This is a genomic window from Gordonia sp. PP30 (assembly GCF_023100845.1).
In the GTDB taxonomy this organism is placed as follows: domain Bacteria; phylum Actinomycetota; class Actinomycetes; order Mycobacteriales; family Mycobacteriaceae; genus Gordonia.
Window position 1 is genome coordinate 4,194,862 of sequence record NZ_CP095864.1, and the last position, 14,918, is coordinate 4,209,779.

The 14,918-nt window shown below is 68.3% G+C and carries 14 protein-coding genes; 5 read left to right on the top strand and 9 right to left on the bottom strand.

Translation table 11 applies throughout. From position 1 onward, the window contains the following. Positions 1 to 65: 65 nt before the first annotated feature. The 4 genes from MYK68_RS19425 to MYK68_RS19440 form a co-directional block, all read right to left on the bottom strand. The gene (locus tag MYK68_RS19425) at positions 66 to 1,016 is read right to left on the bottom strand and encodes an NADPH:quinone oxidoreductase family protein (protein ID WP_247865370.1); all 951 of its coding nucleotides are present in this window, start codon (positions 1,014 to 1,016) and stop codon (positions 66 to 68) included. 76 nt (positions 1,017 to 1,092) lie between these two features. Further along, on the bottom strand, positions 1,093 to 2,094 hold the full coding sequence (locus MYK68_RS19430) for an NADP-dependent oxidoreductase (RefSeq protein WP_247865371.1): 1,002 nt from the start codon (positions 2,092 to 2,094) through the stop codon (positions 1,093 to 1,095). 112 nt (positions 2,095 to 2,206) lie between these two features. Then, complete coding sequence (locus MYK68_RS19435) at positions 2,207 to 2,902, bottom strand: TetR/AcrR family transcriptional regulator (protein ID WP_247865372.1); 696 nt, start codon at positions 2,900 to 2,902, stop codon at positions 2,207 to 2,209. 95 nt (positions 2,903 to 2,997) lie between these two features. Next, positions 2,998 to 3,714 carry an HAD family hydrolase gene (locus MYK68_RS19440; RefSeq protein WP_247865373.1) on the bottom strand — a complete coding sequence of 239 codons (717 nt, stop codon included), beginning with the start codon at positions 3,712 to 3,714 and terminating at the stop codon, positions 2,998 to 3,000. Between the two features lie 228 nt (positions 3,715 to 3,942). Here MYK68_RS19440 and MYK68_RS19445 point away from each other — a divergent pair, with 228 nt between their 5' ends. Both MYK68_RS19445 and MYK68_RS19450 read left to right on the top strand, forming a co-directional pair. Next, positions 3,943 to 4,902 (top strand): phosphotriesterase family protein, encoded by a 960-nt coding sequence (locus tag MYK68_RS19445; RefSeq protein ID WP_247865374.1) that lies wholly within the window; start codon positions 3,943 to 3,945, stop codon positions 4,900 to 4,902. A gap of 15 nt (positions 4,903 to 4,917) precedes the next feature. Next, complete coding sequence (locus MYK68_RS19450) at positions 4,918 to 6,420, top strand: AMP-binding protein (protein ID WP_247865375.1); 1,503 nt, start codon at positions 4,918 to 4,920, stop codon at positions 6,418 to 6,420. A gap of 32 nt (positions 6,421 to 6,452) precedes the next feature. Here MYK68_RS19450 and MYK68_RS19455 read toward each other — a convergent pair whose 3' ends face one another. The 4 genes from MYK68_RS19455 to MYK68_RS19470 all read right to left on the bottom strand — a co-directional run bounded on the left by MYK68_RS19455 (position 6,453) and on the right by MYK68_RS19470 (position 10,372). Further along, complete coding sequence (locus MYK68_RS19455; protein WP_247865376.1) at positions 6,453 to 7,091, bottom strand: TetR/AcrR family transcriptional regulator; 639 nt, start codon at positions 7,089 to 7,091, stop codon at positions 6,453 to 6,455. Between the two features lie 75 nt (positions 7,092 to 7,166). After that, a complete protein-coding gene (locus MYK68_RS19460) occupies positions 7,167 to 8,225 on the bottom strand; it encodes a phosphotransferase family protein (RefSeq protein ID WP_247865377.1) in 1,059 nt (352 codons plus the stop codon). A gap of 11 nt (positions 8,226 to 8,236) precedes the next feature. Beyond that, positions 8,237 to 9,511 carry an acyl-CoA dehydrogenase family protein gene (locus tag MYK68_RS19465; RefSeq protein ID WP_247865378.1) on the bottom strand — a complete coding sequence of 425 codons (1,275 nt, stop codon included), beginning with the start codon at positions 9,509 to 9,511 and terminating at the stop codon, positions 8,237 to 8,239. Positions 9,512 to 9,550: 39 nt separating this feature from the next. Next, positions 9,551 to 10,372: an SDR family oxidoreductase gene (locus tag MYK68_RS19470; protein WP_247868113.1), complete on the bottom strand. Its 822-nt coding sequence runs from the start codon at positions 10,370 to 10,372 to the stop codon at positions 9,551 to 9,553. 270 nt (positions 10,373 to 10,642) lie between these two features. Between MYK68_RS19470 and MYK68_RS19475 the strand changes: the two genes are divergently transcribed. Further along, on the top strand, positions 10,643 to 10,798 hold the full coding sequence (locus tag MYK68_RS19475) for a hypothetical protein (protein ID WP_247865379.1): 156 nt from the start codon (positions 10,643 to 10,645) through the stop codon (positions 10,796 to 10,798). Between the two features lie 40 nt (positions 10,799 to 10,838). On the opposite strand, the gene MYK68_RS19480 is transcribed toward MYK68_RS19475, so the two are convergent. Beyond that, the gene (locus MYK68_RS19480; RefSeq protein ID WP_247865380.1) at positions 10,839 to 12,113 is read right to left on the bottom strand and encodes a DNA polymerase III subunit delta'; all 1,275 of its coding nucleotides are present in this window, start codon (positions 12,111 to 12,113) and stop codon (positions 10,839 to 10,841) included. A gap of 84 nt (positions 12,114 to 12,197) precedes the next feature. Between MYK68_RS19480 and MYK68_RS19485 the strand changes: the two genes are divergently transcribed. Next, the gene (locus MYK68_RS19485; protein WP_247865381.1) at positions 12,198 to 13,775 is read left to right on the top strand and encodes an adenylate/guanylate cyclase domain-containing protein; all 1,578 of its coding nucleotides are present in this window, start codon (positions 12,198 to 12,200) and stop codon (positions 13,773 to 13,775) included. Positions 13,776 to 13,950: 175 nt separating this feature from the next. Further along, positions 13,951 to 14,904: a type IV toxin-antitoxin system AbiEi family antitoxin domain-containing protein gene (locus MYK68_RS19490; protein WP_247865382.1), complete on the top strand. Its 954-nt coding sequence runs from the start codon at positions 13,951 to 13,953 to the stop codon at positions 14,902 to 14,904. Positions 14,905 to 14,918 lie beyond the last annotated feature (14 nt).

Sequence of the window (14,918 nt, forward strand, 5' to 3'; positions counted from 1 at the left end):
GCCCCGCGCCACCCGCCCCCGCACGCGCGGGGAACCGGGCGTCGCGGCGACTCGATCGAGCAGGCTCACGGGACCAGGATCACCTTTCCCTGTACCCGCCGCCCCTCCAGCGCGAGGAGTGCCTGTGCGGCCTCGGAAAGTCGGTACCGGGCTCCCACCATCGGGCTCAGGGCCCCGCTGCGCAGGTGCGGCAGCATGGCATCCCACTCACCCCGGATATGACCGGGCCGCGAGAGGGCATAGGCGCCCCACCCCACACCGATCACGGAGATGTTGTTCAACAGCAGCCGATTCACCTTGACCGTGGGAATCTCACCCGCAGTGAAGCCGATGACCAGGAGCCGACCGTGCTCGGCGAGCGTGCGCAGCGAATCGGTGAATCGGTCACCGCCTACCGGGTCGACGACGATGTCGACCTTGCCGCCGACACGCCCGCGGAAGCCGTCCGCGAGTACCACGTCGTCGGCTCCGGCGGCGAGGGCGACCGCGGCCTTCTCCTCGGATGAGACCACCCCGACGACCCGTCCGGCACCGAATGCCTTGGCAACCTGAATCGCCGCGGTGCCGATACCGCCCGCCGCACCGTGAACGAGCACCGATTCGCCTTCGGCGAGATGGCCGCGCTCGATGAGCGCGAAGTAACACGTCGCGTAGTTGAAGATGAACGCGGCGGCCTGATCGAAGGAGACCTCGTCGGGCAGTGCGAAAGTCAGCTGCGGCTGAGCCTGCACCTTCTCAGCGAATCCGCCGAGAAGGGAGAGTGCGGCCACCCGATCACCGGGGGCGAAGCCGCTCCCCTCCGGCGCGCTTTCGACGATCCCGGCCACCTCGGCCCCGGGCACGAACGGCAACTCCGGTGTGACCTGGTACAGACCGCGCGTCTGCAACAGCTCCGGGAAGGCGACACCCGCCGCCGCCACCGCGATGGTCACCAAGCCGGGCTCCGCCGGTTCTGGAACCTCAACGAATTCCACGGCTTCGGGGCCGTCAAGGGAGGTGATCTGGATGGCGTGCACGAGGTGATCCTTTCGGAGGCGGCAATCACTAGTGGGGAGGCGGACGGGCGAGACGGGTATCAGTCGCCGGGCGAAGCTAGCAACGCAGCAGCAGCTTTCCGGTGTTGATCCCTTCGAAGAGGCCGAGCAGGGCTCGCGGGAACTCCGCGACGCCACCGTCGAGAACCGTCTCCGCGGTGACGAACCGCCCCTGCGCGATCAGCGCCCCGATGGCCGCCACCGCCTCGCCGTAGCGGTCTTGGTAGTCGGTCACGAGGAAGCCCGCCATGGCGGCCCGAGAGATCAGCAACGACATGTAGCGGCGCGGTCCGGCAGGCACCGTCTCGGCGTTGTAGGTGGAGATCGCACCACAGATGGCGATGCGCGCGCCCAGCGCGAGATTGGCCAAGACCGCTTCGAGGAGTTCGCCGCCGACATTGTCGAAGTACACGTCGACGCCCTCGGGCGCGACCGCGCGAAGCCTGCGCGACAGGTCGCCGCCATGACGGTCGATCGTCTCGTCGCAGCCGATGTCCCGCAGCCAGGCGAGCTTGTCGGGCCCACCGGCGACCCCGATCACGCGACATCCCTTCGCCGCCGCGAGTTGCACGACCGTGCTGCCCACCGCGCCCGCCGCCGCCGACACCACGACGGTCTCGCCCGGCCGGGCCCGGGCCACGTCCTCGAGGCCGAAGTAGGCGGTCATACCGGCCATTCCGAGGGCGCCGAGCCACGTCTCCGGGGAGGCGACATCGAGGTCGAGCCGCACCACACCGACACCGTCGGACAGCGCGTATTCGCGGACCCCGAACATTCCACTGACCATCTCCCCGACGGCGAAGTCGTCATGGCGCGAGGCGACGACCTCGCCGGCGCCATTGGCCCGCATGACCGCCCCGAGCTCGACCGGCGGCACATACGAGCGGGCGTCGTTCAGCCATCCCCGCATGGCGGGGTCGAGGGACACCAGTGCGGTCCGCACGACGAACTCGCCCGGCCCCGGCTCCGGAACCTCGACGGTGGCGATATCCCAGGTCCCGTCGTCGGGCAGCCCAACTGGACGCCGCGCGAGGCGAACCTCCGTTGATGTCCAGCTCATGGCGATTCCCCTGCTCTCGAAGTGACGTCGACGTCACCCTCCCACAACTTGAATCTGAACTCAACTTATTGTTCGTGGGACGCGGGCCGCCGGGTGGACGTCGGCGACGATCTCAATCGCCGCGCAGCTCCGGACTGGTCAGGCCGAGCGCATTGGTCCACATCCGCGTGGCCGTCTCTACCAGCCGATCGGTCGCACTCGGCGGCCTGCCGTCCTCGTCGACGTCGATGACGTAGGTGTCGTAGGCCAACCGCGAGATCATCCCCGACAACGCCTTCGCAGCCATCGCAGCGTCGACGCGGCGATCGGCGAGTCCGCGCGATTGCAGATCGGCGATCGCCCGCGCATTGCGCGTGACGAAAGCCCTGCTTCGGGCGATGCGCAGCGCACGGAACCGCGGGTCGACGGCGGCCACCTGCTGCAAGAGGTCGTTCAGCCGCGCGTTGCGGCGGTAGGCCTCGAAATACGCGCGATTGCTGGCCGCGATGATGGCGACCGGATCGTCGGTCTCGGAGATCCGGCCGGTGCCCGGATGCAACATGTCACTCTGCGCCTCGCACAGGACGGCCGCGAAGACCTCGTCCTTGCCCTCGAACCAGGTGTAGAAGCTACCGATCGAGCAGTTCGCCTCGGCGACGATGTCGACGAGACGGGAATCGACGAAGCCGTCCCGTTCGAAGACCCGGCGGGCGGAGGCGATCAGCGCCGACCGGGTGCGCTCCCCACGCGCGGTCTGCGGAGTCGCTCCCAGCTTCCCGGAATCAAAGAGGGCAGGGGCCTCGATCTCTCCATCGATATCCGAGGACATGCCAGTACCTTAGTACCCCGCCGACCATGCAAAGCGGGCGCCGCAACCTGCCCGAGGCAGGTCACCCGGCCCGGCCGGCACGCCGCGGTGCGACGCTAGGGCAGCGCAGGCAATCGGAAGCGGTCACTCAATTCGCGGGCGGTCCGCGCACCGTCGCGGTGCAGCAGCCCGGCGATCCCCAGACGTGCGGCACCCTCGAGGTTCTGTCGCAGGTCGTCGATCATCACGGCGCTGCGCGGCGCGACGTCCAGCCGTTCACAGGCGATCCGGTAGATCTCCCGGGACGGCTTGCGGATACCGACCTCCGAGGAGATGACGACGACGTCCGCCAACGCATCGAGATCGAACCCCCGGTAGGTGTCACGACCGAAGGCATTGGACACCAGCGCCACCGGCGTCCCCGCCGCACGCAACCGATGCAGCATGGCCTCGGTCTCGGCGTCGGCACGGAGCCCCGATTGCATCCGGGCGGACAGGCCCTGAGCCTCGGCGTTCAGTCCGTGCGCCCGCAATCGCGCGGCGAAGCCGGCATCGAACTCGTCGGCGCCGATGCGGCCGCTCTCGTGCTCGGCCAGGAGCGACCGTGACCGGTCATCGCCGGACAGCAGCTGCAGCGGCAGGTCGGCGTCGCCGAGCTCGCGCCCGAACTGCCGGAAAGCGTCGAACACACTCGTCGTGACCACTCCCCCGAAGTCCACCAGAACCGCCGTGCGGCCGTGGTCGCAGAGCGGTTCGGCGGCGAGGTCGGCCGGGTCCACGGCGGCTCGCCGGCCGATCTCGTCGCCTCCGGCGCCGCTGTTCGTCTGCACCATTGCCCGCACACCCTTCTCGTCGGCGGCTGCCCACCGATCCGTCGTCTCCCCATCGCTTAAGTGAGCTTGACTTCAGATTCATATTAAGAGCAGAATAGGGCAACCGGAGGTGATACCCATCACGTTCGATGACTCCTATGAACCGAGTCTCGAATCGCGCTCACCGGCTGAGCCGATCGTCCGGTTGCGAAAACGCGGCATCACCGCCGCCCGTACGAAGGGCAACCCATGAGTACCGTGCAGACCGTCACAGGCGCCATCGACTCCGCCGACCTGGGGAAAGTACTCGTCCACGAGCACATCTTCGTGCTCGGCGAGGAACACCGCGAAAACTACCAGGACGATTGGAATGAGGACGAGAAGGTCGCCGACGCCGTGCGGGACCTGAACGAGCTCAAGGGCCTGGGCATCGACACCATTCTCGACCCCACCGTGCTCGGTCTCGGCCGCTATCTCCCCCGGATCCAGCGCATCGCCGCACAGACCGAGCTGAACATCGTCGTGGCGACGGGGCTGTACACCTACAACGACATTCCCTTCCAGTTCCACTACACCGGGCCGGGCCTCCTGTTCGACTGCCCGGAGCCGCTGGTGACGCTGTTCGTCCGCGACCTCACCGAGGGAATCGCCGACACCGGTGTCCGCGCGTCCTTCCTCAAGTGCGCCATCGAAGAGCCCGGACTCACTCCGGGCGTGGAGCGTGTCATGCGCGCCGTCGGCCAGACCTCGGTGCAGACCGGAGCACCGATCACCGTGCACACCAATCCGCACACCCAGTCCGGACTGGTGGCCCAGCGTGTGCTCAAGGAAGAGGGCGTCGATCTACGCAAGGTCGTCATCGGCCACTCCGGCGACTCGACCGACCTGGACTACTTGATGAAGATCGCCGACGCCGGCTCCGTTCTCGGTATGGACCGCTTCGGCCTCGACGTGTTGCTGCCCTTCGAAGATCGGATCAACACCATCGTCCAACTCGCCGAGCGCGGCTACGCCGACCGGATAGCCCTGGCGCACGACGCGTCCTGCTTCATCGACTGGTTCGCCCCCGAGGCCAAGCGCCAGGCCGTGCCCAAATGGAATTTCCGCCATATCAGCGAAGACGTCCTGCCCGCACTGCGTGAACGCGGAGTCACCGAGGAGCAGATCACCACGATGCTGGTGGACGTCCCGCGCGCCTACTTCGAGTGACGGGAGAACTCACCGATGTCGAATCCCGTAGCCGCACTCTGGCGAAACGCCGAGTCGGTTCCCGACCGGATCGCCGTGCGCAGCGGAGACCGCACCCTGACCTATCGCGAGTTGCGCAGGCGGATCGCCGTCGGCGCCGCCGACTTCGCCGAACTCGGCGTCGAGCGCGGTGACCGCGTCCTGCTGATCGCCCCATCGATTCCCGAGTTCGCAATCACCTACTACGCGCTGCACGCCCTGGGCGCCACCGTGATCACCATGAACGTGATGTCGACGACGCACGAGATCGACTACGTCGTCGAGGACTCGGGGACGTCGTTGATCGTGGCCTGGGAGGACTGCCTCGACGCGGCGGAGTTCGTGGCCCGCGAGCGCGGTCTGCCCTTCCGCACCGTGCTGCCGTACGAGTCCGTCTCCGCCGAGGCTGGCGCGGTGAGCGAGTACGTCGAGCTCGCCGATGAAGACACCGCAGTGGTGCTGTACACCTCGGGCACGACCGGCAAACCCAAGGGCGCTCAACTCACGGTCGGCAATGTCAACGCGGTGCCGGTGGCCTTCCGGGACGCCCTGCGCGTCGGGGAGCATGAACGCTGGGCCACCGCGCTCCCGCTCTTTCACTGCTTCGGCCAACTGGTCGTGATGCACGATGCGCTCACATGGAGCGGCACGCTTTCGCTGCTGAGTCCGTTCACCCCGGGCGAGTTCATGAATCGGCTCCGTGACGAGAAGATCACCATCGCATGCGGCGTGCCGACCATGTGGAACGCGATGCTGCAGATCAGCGGCGACTACGTTCCCGAAGACTTCGCAGACCTCCGGCTGGCCTGCTCCGGCGGTGCCTCGCTTCCCGGCGAGGTGATCCGCGCCTTCGAGGAGCAGTTCGGCGCCACCATCCTCGAGGGCTACGGACTCACCGAGACGGCCGGCACGGCAACGTTCAGGGATCTCAGCGCCCCGCTGAAAGTGGGTGCGGTCGGACGTGCGCTGCCCGGGTTCCGCGCGCAGGCGCGCGACCCCGAGGGCCGGTCGCTACCCCCGGGAACCGTGGGCGAGATCTTCCTCGCCGGCCCGTCGGTGATGAAGGGCTACTGGAATCGCCCGGAAGCCACCGCGGAGGCACTGGTCGACGGTTGGTTGGCCACCGGCGACCTGGGCACGATCGACGAGGACGGTGACATCCGAATCGTCGACCGGAAGAAGGACCTGATCATCCGTGGCGGGTACAACGTCTACCCCCGCGAAGTGGAGGAGATTCTCTACGGTCATCCCGACATCGTCGAGGCCGCGGTGATCGGCGTACCCGACGACCACTACGGGGAGGAGATCGCGGCCGTCGTCGCCCTGCGCAGCCCGGACGCCCTCGACCACGATTCCCTGCGCTCCTGGTGCAAGGAGCGACTGAGCGCCTACAAGGTTCCCCGATTGATCTCGTTCGTCGACGAACTGCCCAAGGGCGCCACCGGCAAGATCCTTAAACGAGCGATCAACACCGACGGGCTGTCGGCGCCGGCCCGGTAGACCTCCGTCGGACGCGTCCCCGACGAGCCCGGTCACTCCGCTCGAGTGACCGGGCTCGCCAGTTTGATCGCATTGGCCCACAGCAGGGTCGCGGTCTCGACCAATTCATCGATCTCTGCTTCGTCGCCGAGCGCGAAGGCGTTGTACGCCATCCGGGAGACCATCCCGGACAGCGCTCGCGCGGCCCGGTCCGGATCGACATCCGGATCGGCGAGGCCCCGCTCCTGCAGTCGCTCGATCTGCCGGGCGTTCCGCTCGGCGAAGACCCGGCCGCGGGCGCGGCGCTTATCGCGGAACTCGGGGCTGATCCCGGAGACCTGCTCGAGTACCAAACGGAGCTTCGCGTTACGCCGATACGCCTCGAAGTAGGCCCGGTTGGCCGCTTCCAAGACCACCACCGGATCATCGTCGGCATCGACATGGGGAAACCCGGGGTGCAGCATGTCCTCGTGCGCCATCTCGAAGACCGCATCGAGGATCTCTTCCTTGCTCTGGAAGTACGTGTAGAAGGTGCCCGTCGAGCACGAGGCCTCGGCGGTGATGTCCGTCAGCCGGGAGTTCTGAAACCCGTCACGCTCGAACACGGTGCGGGCCGCGGCGACGAGCGCCGCGCGCGTGCGCTCACCGCGTGGCGTGAGCGTCTTCTTTGTCGCCTCTCCAGCCTGCTGCATGCGTCGATCATCCCAGCACGCCCCGCGGGCAGGCGACCCGGCGCCCCGTCGAGCGGGACCACGCCGGGTCATCGCTCACACACCGGCGAGATCGGCCACCTCGGTCGCCTTGCCCACCAGGGCGTCGACCACCTCGGTGGTGGGCACGCCCGCGCGGGCACGATTCTTCGGGTTGTCCTTCGCCCGTCGCACGACGCCCTCGGCGATGATCGCAATCTTCCAGAGTCCGAGCGCATGCCAATAGCGGAGCGCACGAGCGTCCCGTCCGGTCCGCGCCAGGTATCCGGCGGCCAGCTGGTCACGATCGGGAAATCCCTCGAGCAGCTCCACCGGCGCCGCCGACAGCGGGGCCTCGCCGGGGGCCGGCCAATAGGCGAGCGTGCTGCCGATGTCGGCGAGCGGATCGCCGAGCGTGGACAGCTCCCAATCCAGCACGGCCCGTACGCGACCAGCCGCCGGATCGACCATCACATTGCGGATGTGGAAGTCACCGTGCACCAGACGGACTTCCTTCTGCTCCGGAATGTCCGCGGACAGCCTGCGCGTGAGGTCGTCCAGGGCGACGATCTCGCGCGTCTTGGACTTCTCCCACTGCGCGCTCCACCGGCGCAGCTGACGCTGGGCATACGAACGGTGGCTCGCCAGATCGGCCAGACCGATCCGGTCGAGATCGAGGCCGTGGATATCGGCCAGCGTGTCGAGCATCGATGTTCCGACGGCCTCCCGGGCCCGGGCGGTCATCGCCTCGGCGGCCGGTAGATTGTCGAGCACCTCCGCGTCGACGTAGTCCATCACCACCAGCGGCACGGCACTGACCGCTGGATCGGTGCATACCCCCCAGACGCGAGGGACCGGAACGTCCGTGCCGGCGAGAGCGGTGAGGATACGGGCCTCGCGGGCGACGTCGTGTGCCGACGCCAGCAGGTCACCGAGCGGCGGCCGTCGGATCACCCATCGCCCGCCGGCGGCGTCCGCCAGCAGATAGGTGAGATTGGACTGACCCGTCCCCACGCGCCGCGCGGTCAGGGCGCCGGCCGGCTCGATGCCCAAGCCGGCGAGCCAGCCGCGTAGCGCGTTGGGGTCGACGCCGGGAATCTCAGTTGTCGCCCGCGGTTCCCGGTCGTGATCACTCATTCGGCGGCCGGTCAGTACCGGGCGCTCAGCGCGTCGTCGGACACGCCCGCGACGGTCTCCGGAATGCTGGCCGCGTCGCGGTAGGGGCGGAGTTCGCGACGGGCGATCGCACGCTTGTGCACCTCATCGGGGCCATCGGCGAGGCGCAGCGTCCGGATGTGGGCATAGGCCATCGCGAGCGGGAAGTCATCGGTGACACCCGCGCCGCCGTGCACCTGGATGGCCCGGTCGATGATCTTCAAGGCCACGTTCGGGGCGGCGACCTTGATCGCGGCGATCTCCGTCGCGGCGGCCTTGTTGCCGACGGTGTCCATCATGTAAGCGGCCTTGAGCGTCAGCAGGCGCACCATCTCGATCTCGATCCGCGCTTCAGCGATCCAGTCCTGGATGTTGGCGCGATCGGCCAAGAGCGCACCGAAGGTGACTCGCCCGGCGGCGCGCGCACACATCAACTCGAGCGCCCGCTCGGCCATTCCGATGGTGCGCATGCAGTGGTGGATGCGCCCAGGCCCCAGCCGCGCCTGAGCGATCGCAAAGCCCTCCCCCTCGCCCTTGAGTACGTCGCCGGCCGGCACCCGAACGTTCTCGAAGACCAGTTCCCCGTGACTCTCGCGGTCGACGTAGCCGAAGACCGGGAGATTGCGCACGATGGTGAGGCCGGGCGCATCGGCGGGTACCACCATCATCGACTGCTGGCGATGGGTCGGCGCGCTCGGATCGGTCTTGCCCATCACGATGAGGACTGTGCAGTCCGGGCGAACCGCATTGGAGGCGAACCACTTGCGGCCGTTGAGCACGTATTCGTCGCCGTCGCGCTCCATGCGCAACTCGATATTGGTCGCATCGGAACTGGCCGCGGCGGGTTCGGTCATCGCGAAGGCGGAAGCGATCTCGCCGTCGAGCAGCGGCTGCAGGTAGCGCTCCTTGTGCTCATCGGTACCGAACAGAGTGAGTACTTCGATGTTCCCGGTGTCGGGAGCATTGCAATTGAAGACCTCCGGCGCCCACACCACTCGGCCCATGATCTCGGCCAGGTGCGCGTACTCCAGATTGCTCAGTCCCGGTCCCCAGTCCGGGTGAGGGTGAAAGAGATTCCACAGGCCTGCCGCCTTTGCTTCGGCCTTGAGGTCGAGCAGTATCTGCGGGCTGGCGTGCGGGTCGGCACTGGCGCGCATCTGTTCCTCGTACACCGCCTCGTTGGGGTAGATCCGGGTCTGCATGAAGTCCAGCAGCCGAACCCGGTACTCCTGGGCACGCTCGGAAGGCTCGAACAGGGTCGTGGTCATCGTCGTCTCCTCACCACAGTGTCGGTCACGCGTCATTGATCAGTCGTCATCGGGGCTGGTCAACCCCTGCTGCACGCGACGCATGCCGCGCAGCCAACGGTCGTAGTCGCTCCCCTTGTGCCGGTACATCCCGAGCACTTCCGGGTGCGGCAGAATAAGGAAGGTCTCGCTCTCCAGCCCGGACATCACGTCGTCGGCGACCCGCTCGGGTGTCAGCACGTCACCGGCGGACTCGACCGCCCGCTGCATGAGCAGCGCGGACTCGTCATCGATGTGATCGGGACGAAGAAGCTTCGTATCGACACCCATCGGACACAGGCAACTGACCCGCACGCCGCAGTCGCCATACGTCACGGCGAGCCACTCGGCAAAGCCCACCGCAGCGTGTTTGGTCACCGAGTACGTGGCCGAACCGAGTTGGGTGAGCAGCCCGGCGGCGGAAGCGGTGGCGATGAAGTAGCCCTCGCCCCGCGACACCCACTCGGGCACCAGCCGCCGGGCGGCCCGGACATGGGCCAGCAGGTTGATGTCCAGCGCGGCGTCCCATTGGTCGTCGCTCGCCTCCAGCCCCGGGCCGCCCGCGATGCCCGCGTTGGCGAAGTAGAGGGCCACCGGACCGAAGCGCTGCTCCGCCAGTTCGATCGCCGTCTCGATGTGTTCCACGCTCGACGCATCCCCGGCCAGCGCGGCTGCGGAGCCGGCCACCCTCCGATTCAGCATGTCGGCGACGCCCCGTGCCGCGGTGGCCGCGATATCGGTCACGACGACCTTCGCACCTCGATCCACGAGGGCACCGGCGATCGCGGCCCCGATCCCGCCGCCGCCGCCCGTGACGATGGCAACGCGTCCTGCTATCTCCACCGGCACCCCCTTTTGCGTCACCCGCGAGCCTCGGAAATTGAACTTGGCTTCGGGTTCAAACTTAACAGAGTGGGCGTCACCGGACACGTGAATGCCGAGACACCCCGCGGCGAGGGGAACAGGTCGTGCCGCGCACGCTCACCGGCCGGACGTTCCGCATGCGGCGTAGTCGTCGGCGCCGGCGGCGCGCCATACGCGGGCGCACGGCGCGATCGACCTTCTCACCAGCGCCGCACCGTCGTCGCCGGACCTAGCGATAGAGTCTGCGGTATGTCTGACTTCACCAACAAGATCACCGAAGCGGCGCATGCCGTCTCGGCGGCGATCGACAACGAACTGACCGTGCTCGAAGGTGCGGGCGGCGACGATCTGCTGGCCGAACACCAGGAGTCCGAGGGCGACGACTCCGGCGAGACCACCGACTGACACCCGGCGCCCCGCGCCGGGGCGCCGCGAGCCCGGTCGCTCAGGCCGGACGTGAGCGCCGGGAGAGTTCCCGGCTGAGCTGCACCATCATGGCGTCGACCGCGAACCGCGGTTTGACGTTCTTCTCCAGCGCATCGCGGCAGTCCAGCACCGCCTCCAGCGCGCGCAGCAGATTCTCCGGGGCCGCGAACGACGCGATCGGCCCGGACAGGTCACCCGCCCGGTCCGGATGCATCATCGCCACCGAGGCGCCCATCGACAGCGCGAGCGCGTCGCGGAAGAGCGCCGCCAGGTCGACCAGCGCGCGGTCGAGGGTGTCACGCATGATCCGCGTGTGCCGGACCTTCTGCCGCTTCTCCAGTTCCTTGATCGCGCCGGCCGTCCCGCGGGGCGGCCGGGCGGTGCCCTTGCCGGTGCCGCCCGCGCCGAGCGCGGTCATCAGCTCGGCCGTCTCCGGCTCGTTCAGTTCGGCGGCGATCTCGTCGGCGACGGTCTTCGCCGAGGACACCAGCAGCTCGCCCGCCGCGTACATCTCGCCCTCGCGGACCGCGGCGCGGGCCAGGGCGAGCGCCTGTTCGCGCTGGCTGCGGGCCAGCTCGTCGGTGGCGAGTCGTCGTGCACGGCCGATGTGCCCGCCCGCGACACCGGCGGCCCAGGCCGCCCGCTCCGGGTCGATGCCGTCCCGGCGGATCAGCACCTCGGCGATCGCGCCGACCGGCGGCGCCGTCAGCGCCACGTGCCGGCACCGGGAACGGATGGTCACCGAGATGTCCTCGGGCGACACCGACGGTGCGCAGAGCAGGAACAGCGTGCGCTCCGGCGGCTCCTCGACCGCTTTGAGCAGCGCGTTCGCGCCGTGTTCGGTGAGCCGGTCCGCGTCCTCCACGATCACGATCTGCCAGCGGCCCGTCGTCGGACGGCGTGCGGCCAGCTTCACGATCTCCCGGATCTGGCTCACCGCGATGCTCAGGCCCTCCGGCACGATGTGCCGGACGTCGCCGTGCGTGCCGCCCATGACCGTCGTACACGCCCGGCATTCGCCGCAGCCGACACGCTCGGAGTCGGTACACTGCAACGCCGCGGCGAAGCTCGTCGCCGCGACCGATCGACCGCTCCCCGGCGGCCCGGTGAACAGCCACGCGTGCGTCATCACCGACGAGTTCGGGGCGGGCAGCTCGGCGTCACCGAACATCGAGACCGCGCCGGCGTCGGTGTGGTCCAGCTCGGCCGCCACACCGCGGGCCGCCCGGGCCGCGGTCGCCAGCTCCGCGGCCAGCGCTTCCTGGCCGATCAGCCCGTCGAAGACATTGGTCACAGGGACCAGAGTAAGGCCCTGTTCAGACAGCCGGACTCACGGTGATGCGTTTAACTACTGCAAGCACCCCGGTACCGTTGTCTTGTGGTGAAGCATCGGTCGCGCCTGGCGAGTGCAGGACATACCCTGCGCTGGCTCTCGCACACGCCGTGGCCGATCCTCGCCCTGGACATGCTGCGCGCCAACCTGATCGGCGCACTCTTCACTTTCGCGTTCCTCCGCTTCGGCATGCCCGACGCCGACTCCATCTCGCTGGGCGAGATCAACGCGCAGAATCAGCTCTACTTCCTGGTGTATCTGGTCGTGGCGATCACCGTCGGCGCCTGGGCCTCCATCCAGTTGTCGATGCCGGTGCTCATCTGGCATCGGCGCCGGTCCAGGCTCGACGACGAAGCGGCCCGGCGGCGCGCTCTGCGCCTGCCCAGCCTGCTGACCGCGGTGAACCTGGGCTTGTGGATGTTCGGCGGCGTCCTCCTGGCCATGCTGAATCTCCGCAGCTCCGGGAAGAACGCGATCCTGGTGGGCCTCGCCAGCCTGATCGGCGCGCTGGTCACCGCGGTGCTGAGCTTCATGCAGTCCGAGAAGGTGCTGCGGCCCATCACCGTCGCGGCGATGGCCAATGATCCGGAGACCGCGAAAGCGCCCGGTGTCGCGGTGCGCATCGCGGCGTTCTGGACCGTCAGCGTCGCGGTACCGATGTCCGTCATCGTCGTGCTGATCGTGTTGCAGCGCGTAGGCACCATCGACGCCTCCGCCCAGGACCTCGAGCGGCCGATCCTGTGGATGGCCGTCGCCTCCATCGTGTTCGGCCTGCTCGCGATCAGCCGGCTGGTCCGGTCCATCACCGACCCGATCAAACAGATACGCACCGCGCTGCGGCAGGTGCGGGCCGGCAACCTGAACGTCGCCGTGAAGATCTACGACGGCAACGACCTCGGCCTCTTGCAGGCCGGCTTCAACGAGATGGTCGACGACCTGCGCGAACGGCAGGAGCTCCGCAATCTGTTCGGCCGCTACGTGGGCGAGGACGTGGCCCGTCGGGCCATCGAGAGCGGTACCGAACTCGGCGGCGAGGAACGCTACGTCGGGGTGCTCTTCGTCGACATCGTCGGGTCCACGCGGCTCGCGGTGAACCGCCCGCCGCGCGAGGTGGTGGAGCTGCTCAACGAGTTCTTCCAGATCGTGGTCGAGGTGGTCGGCCGGCACGGCGGCTTCGTCAACAAGTTCCAGGGCGACGCCGCGCTGGCGGTCTTCGGCGCCCCGCTGGATCAGGCCGACTTCGCCGGTGCGGCGCTGGCAGCGGGCCGTGAGCTACGGGTCGAGCTGGCCCGCAGGCTGGGCGATGTGGACATGGGCATCGGCGTCTCCGCGGGCAAGGCCGTCGCCGGCCACATCGGCGCCCAGCAGCGCCTGGAGTACACGGTGATCGGCGACCCGGTGAACGAGGCGGCCCGGCTGACCGAACTGGCCAAGGACGAGCCGACCCGCGTGCTCGGCTCGGCTCGCGCGGTCTTCCTCGCCAGCGATGCCGAGGCCGAGCACTGGCAGATCGGCGAGGGCATCGAACTCCGCGGACGCGGTATCGAGACCCTGCTCGCGCGGCCGAATCTGGTCGAGACCGCCCCCGACGTGATCGCCGAGGTGGCGGCCGACGAGGACTGATCGTACTGACCCGTATCGTGCAAGCGACCTCCGGATAGAGATCGGCACCCCTTATACGGGTCAGTACGATCGAGCACAAGAGCCGACACCGGCCACCTGTGGACAACCGCCGCTATCCACAGTCCTGCCTAGCACCCTCTCCCCAGTACGCCCTGACCTGCACAGACTCGAACGCATGGAGATCGAGTCCATCCTGGCCGCCCACCACGGAGTCGTGCGCTGGTCGGCCCTACGCGGCGCCGGCATGACCTTCCCCGAACTCAATGCGGCGGTGGCATCCGGACGACTCAGATTCCTGCGTCACGGCTGGTACGCCGCGGAGACCGCGGACCCGGTGGTGGTCGAGGCGGTGACCACCGGAGGCGTCTGCAGCTGCGTCTCGGCGCTGCGGCTCCACGGTGTGTGGATCCCGGAGGGATTTCACAAGGTGCACAAGCGAGCACGTCAAAGCGTCCATCGTGCCGGAGTCAAAGACCTGTGCACACGTCACGGCCGCCCGCTCCCTGAGCACGGCTCCGTCGATGACGTGCCGACCGCGCTGGCACACGCCGTCCGGTGTCTCGACGCGGAGTCGATCGTGGTGGTGATGGACTCCATTCTGAACCTGGGCCTGATGAGCCGCGACGAGATCGAGTACCTCCTGCGCCGCACGCCGAAGCGGACACAGGCGCTGCTGGATCGCTGCGACACCGCCGAAGCCGGCACCGAGACGATGGCGAGACTTCGGCTGAAGCGGCACGGCATCGCTGTCGCGACCCAAGTGGAGATCCCCGGTATCGGCCGGGTCGACCTCCTCGCCGGCAAGTGCCTGATCATCGAGGTGGACGGCGAGGGGTACCACGCTTCCTCGGAGCAATTTCATCGCGACCGGGAACGCGACGTGGAAGCGCACCGCCTCGGCCACCTCACGATGCGGCTCGCGTACCGGCAAGTCGTACACACGTGGGCCACCAGTGAGGCCGCCATCCTCGCGGTCGTGCGGCGAGGCGATCACCTGCGGAAGCCGGCCGCCGCACACACGACCGAGGCCGACCCCGACCAGGACCCCCACCAAGATCAGGACCAGGACCAGGACCAGGACCAGGACCAGGACCAGGACCAGGACCAGGACCAGGACGGATCGTACTGACCCGTATAGGGCAG

What these genes read in the sequence shown, in the direction of transcription:
- MYK68_RS19450 (WP_247865375.1), top strand. Translation starts at nt 4,918, where the DNA reads ATGTCGAATCCCGTAGCCGCACTCTGGCGAAACGCCGAGTCGGTTCCC.
- MYK68_RS19460 (WP_247865377.1), bottom strand. Translation starts at nt 8,225, where the DNA reads ATGAGTGATCACGACCGGGAACCGCGGGCGACAACTGAGATTCCCGGC.
- MYK68_RS19435 (WP_247865372.1), bottom strand. Translation starts at nt 2,902, where the DNA reads ATGTCCTCGGATATCGATGGAGAGATCGAGGCCCCTGCCCTCTTTGAT.
- MYK68_RS19430 (WP_247865371.1), bottom strand. Translation starts at nt 2,094, where the DNA reads ATGAGCTGGACATCAACGGAGGTTCGCCTCGCGCGGCGTCCAGTTGGG.
- MYK68_RS19445 (WP_247865374.1), top strand. Translation starts at nt 3,943, where the DNA reads ATGAGTACCGTGCAGACCGTCACAGGCGCCATCGACTCCGCCGACCTG.
- MYK68_RS19490 (WP_247865382.1), top strand. Translation starts at nt 13,951, where the DNA reads ATGGAGATCGAGTCCATCCTGGCCGCCCACCACGGAGTCGTGCGCTGG.
- MYK68_RS19455 (WP_247865376.1), bottom strand. Translation starts at nt 7,091, where the DNA reads ATGCAGCAGGCTGGAGAGGCGACAAAGAAGACGCTCACGCCACGCGGT.
- MYK68_RS19440 (WP_247865373.1), bottom strand. Translation starts at nt 3,714, where the DNA reads ATGGTGCAGACGAACAGCGGCGCCGGAGGCGACGAGATCGGCCGGCGA.
- MYK68_RS19465 (WP_247865378.1), bottom strand. Translation starts at nt 9,511, where the DNA reads ATGACCACGACCCTGTTCGAGCCTTCCGAGCGTGCCCAGGAGTACCGG.
- MYK68_RS19475 (WP_247865379.1), top strand. Translation starts at nt 10,643, where the DNA reads ATGTCTGACTTCACCAACAAGATCACCGAAGCGGCGCATGCCGTCTCG.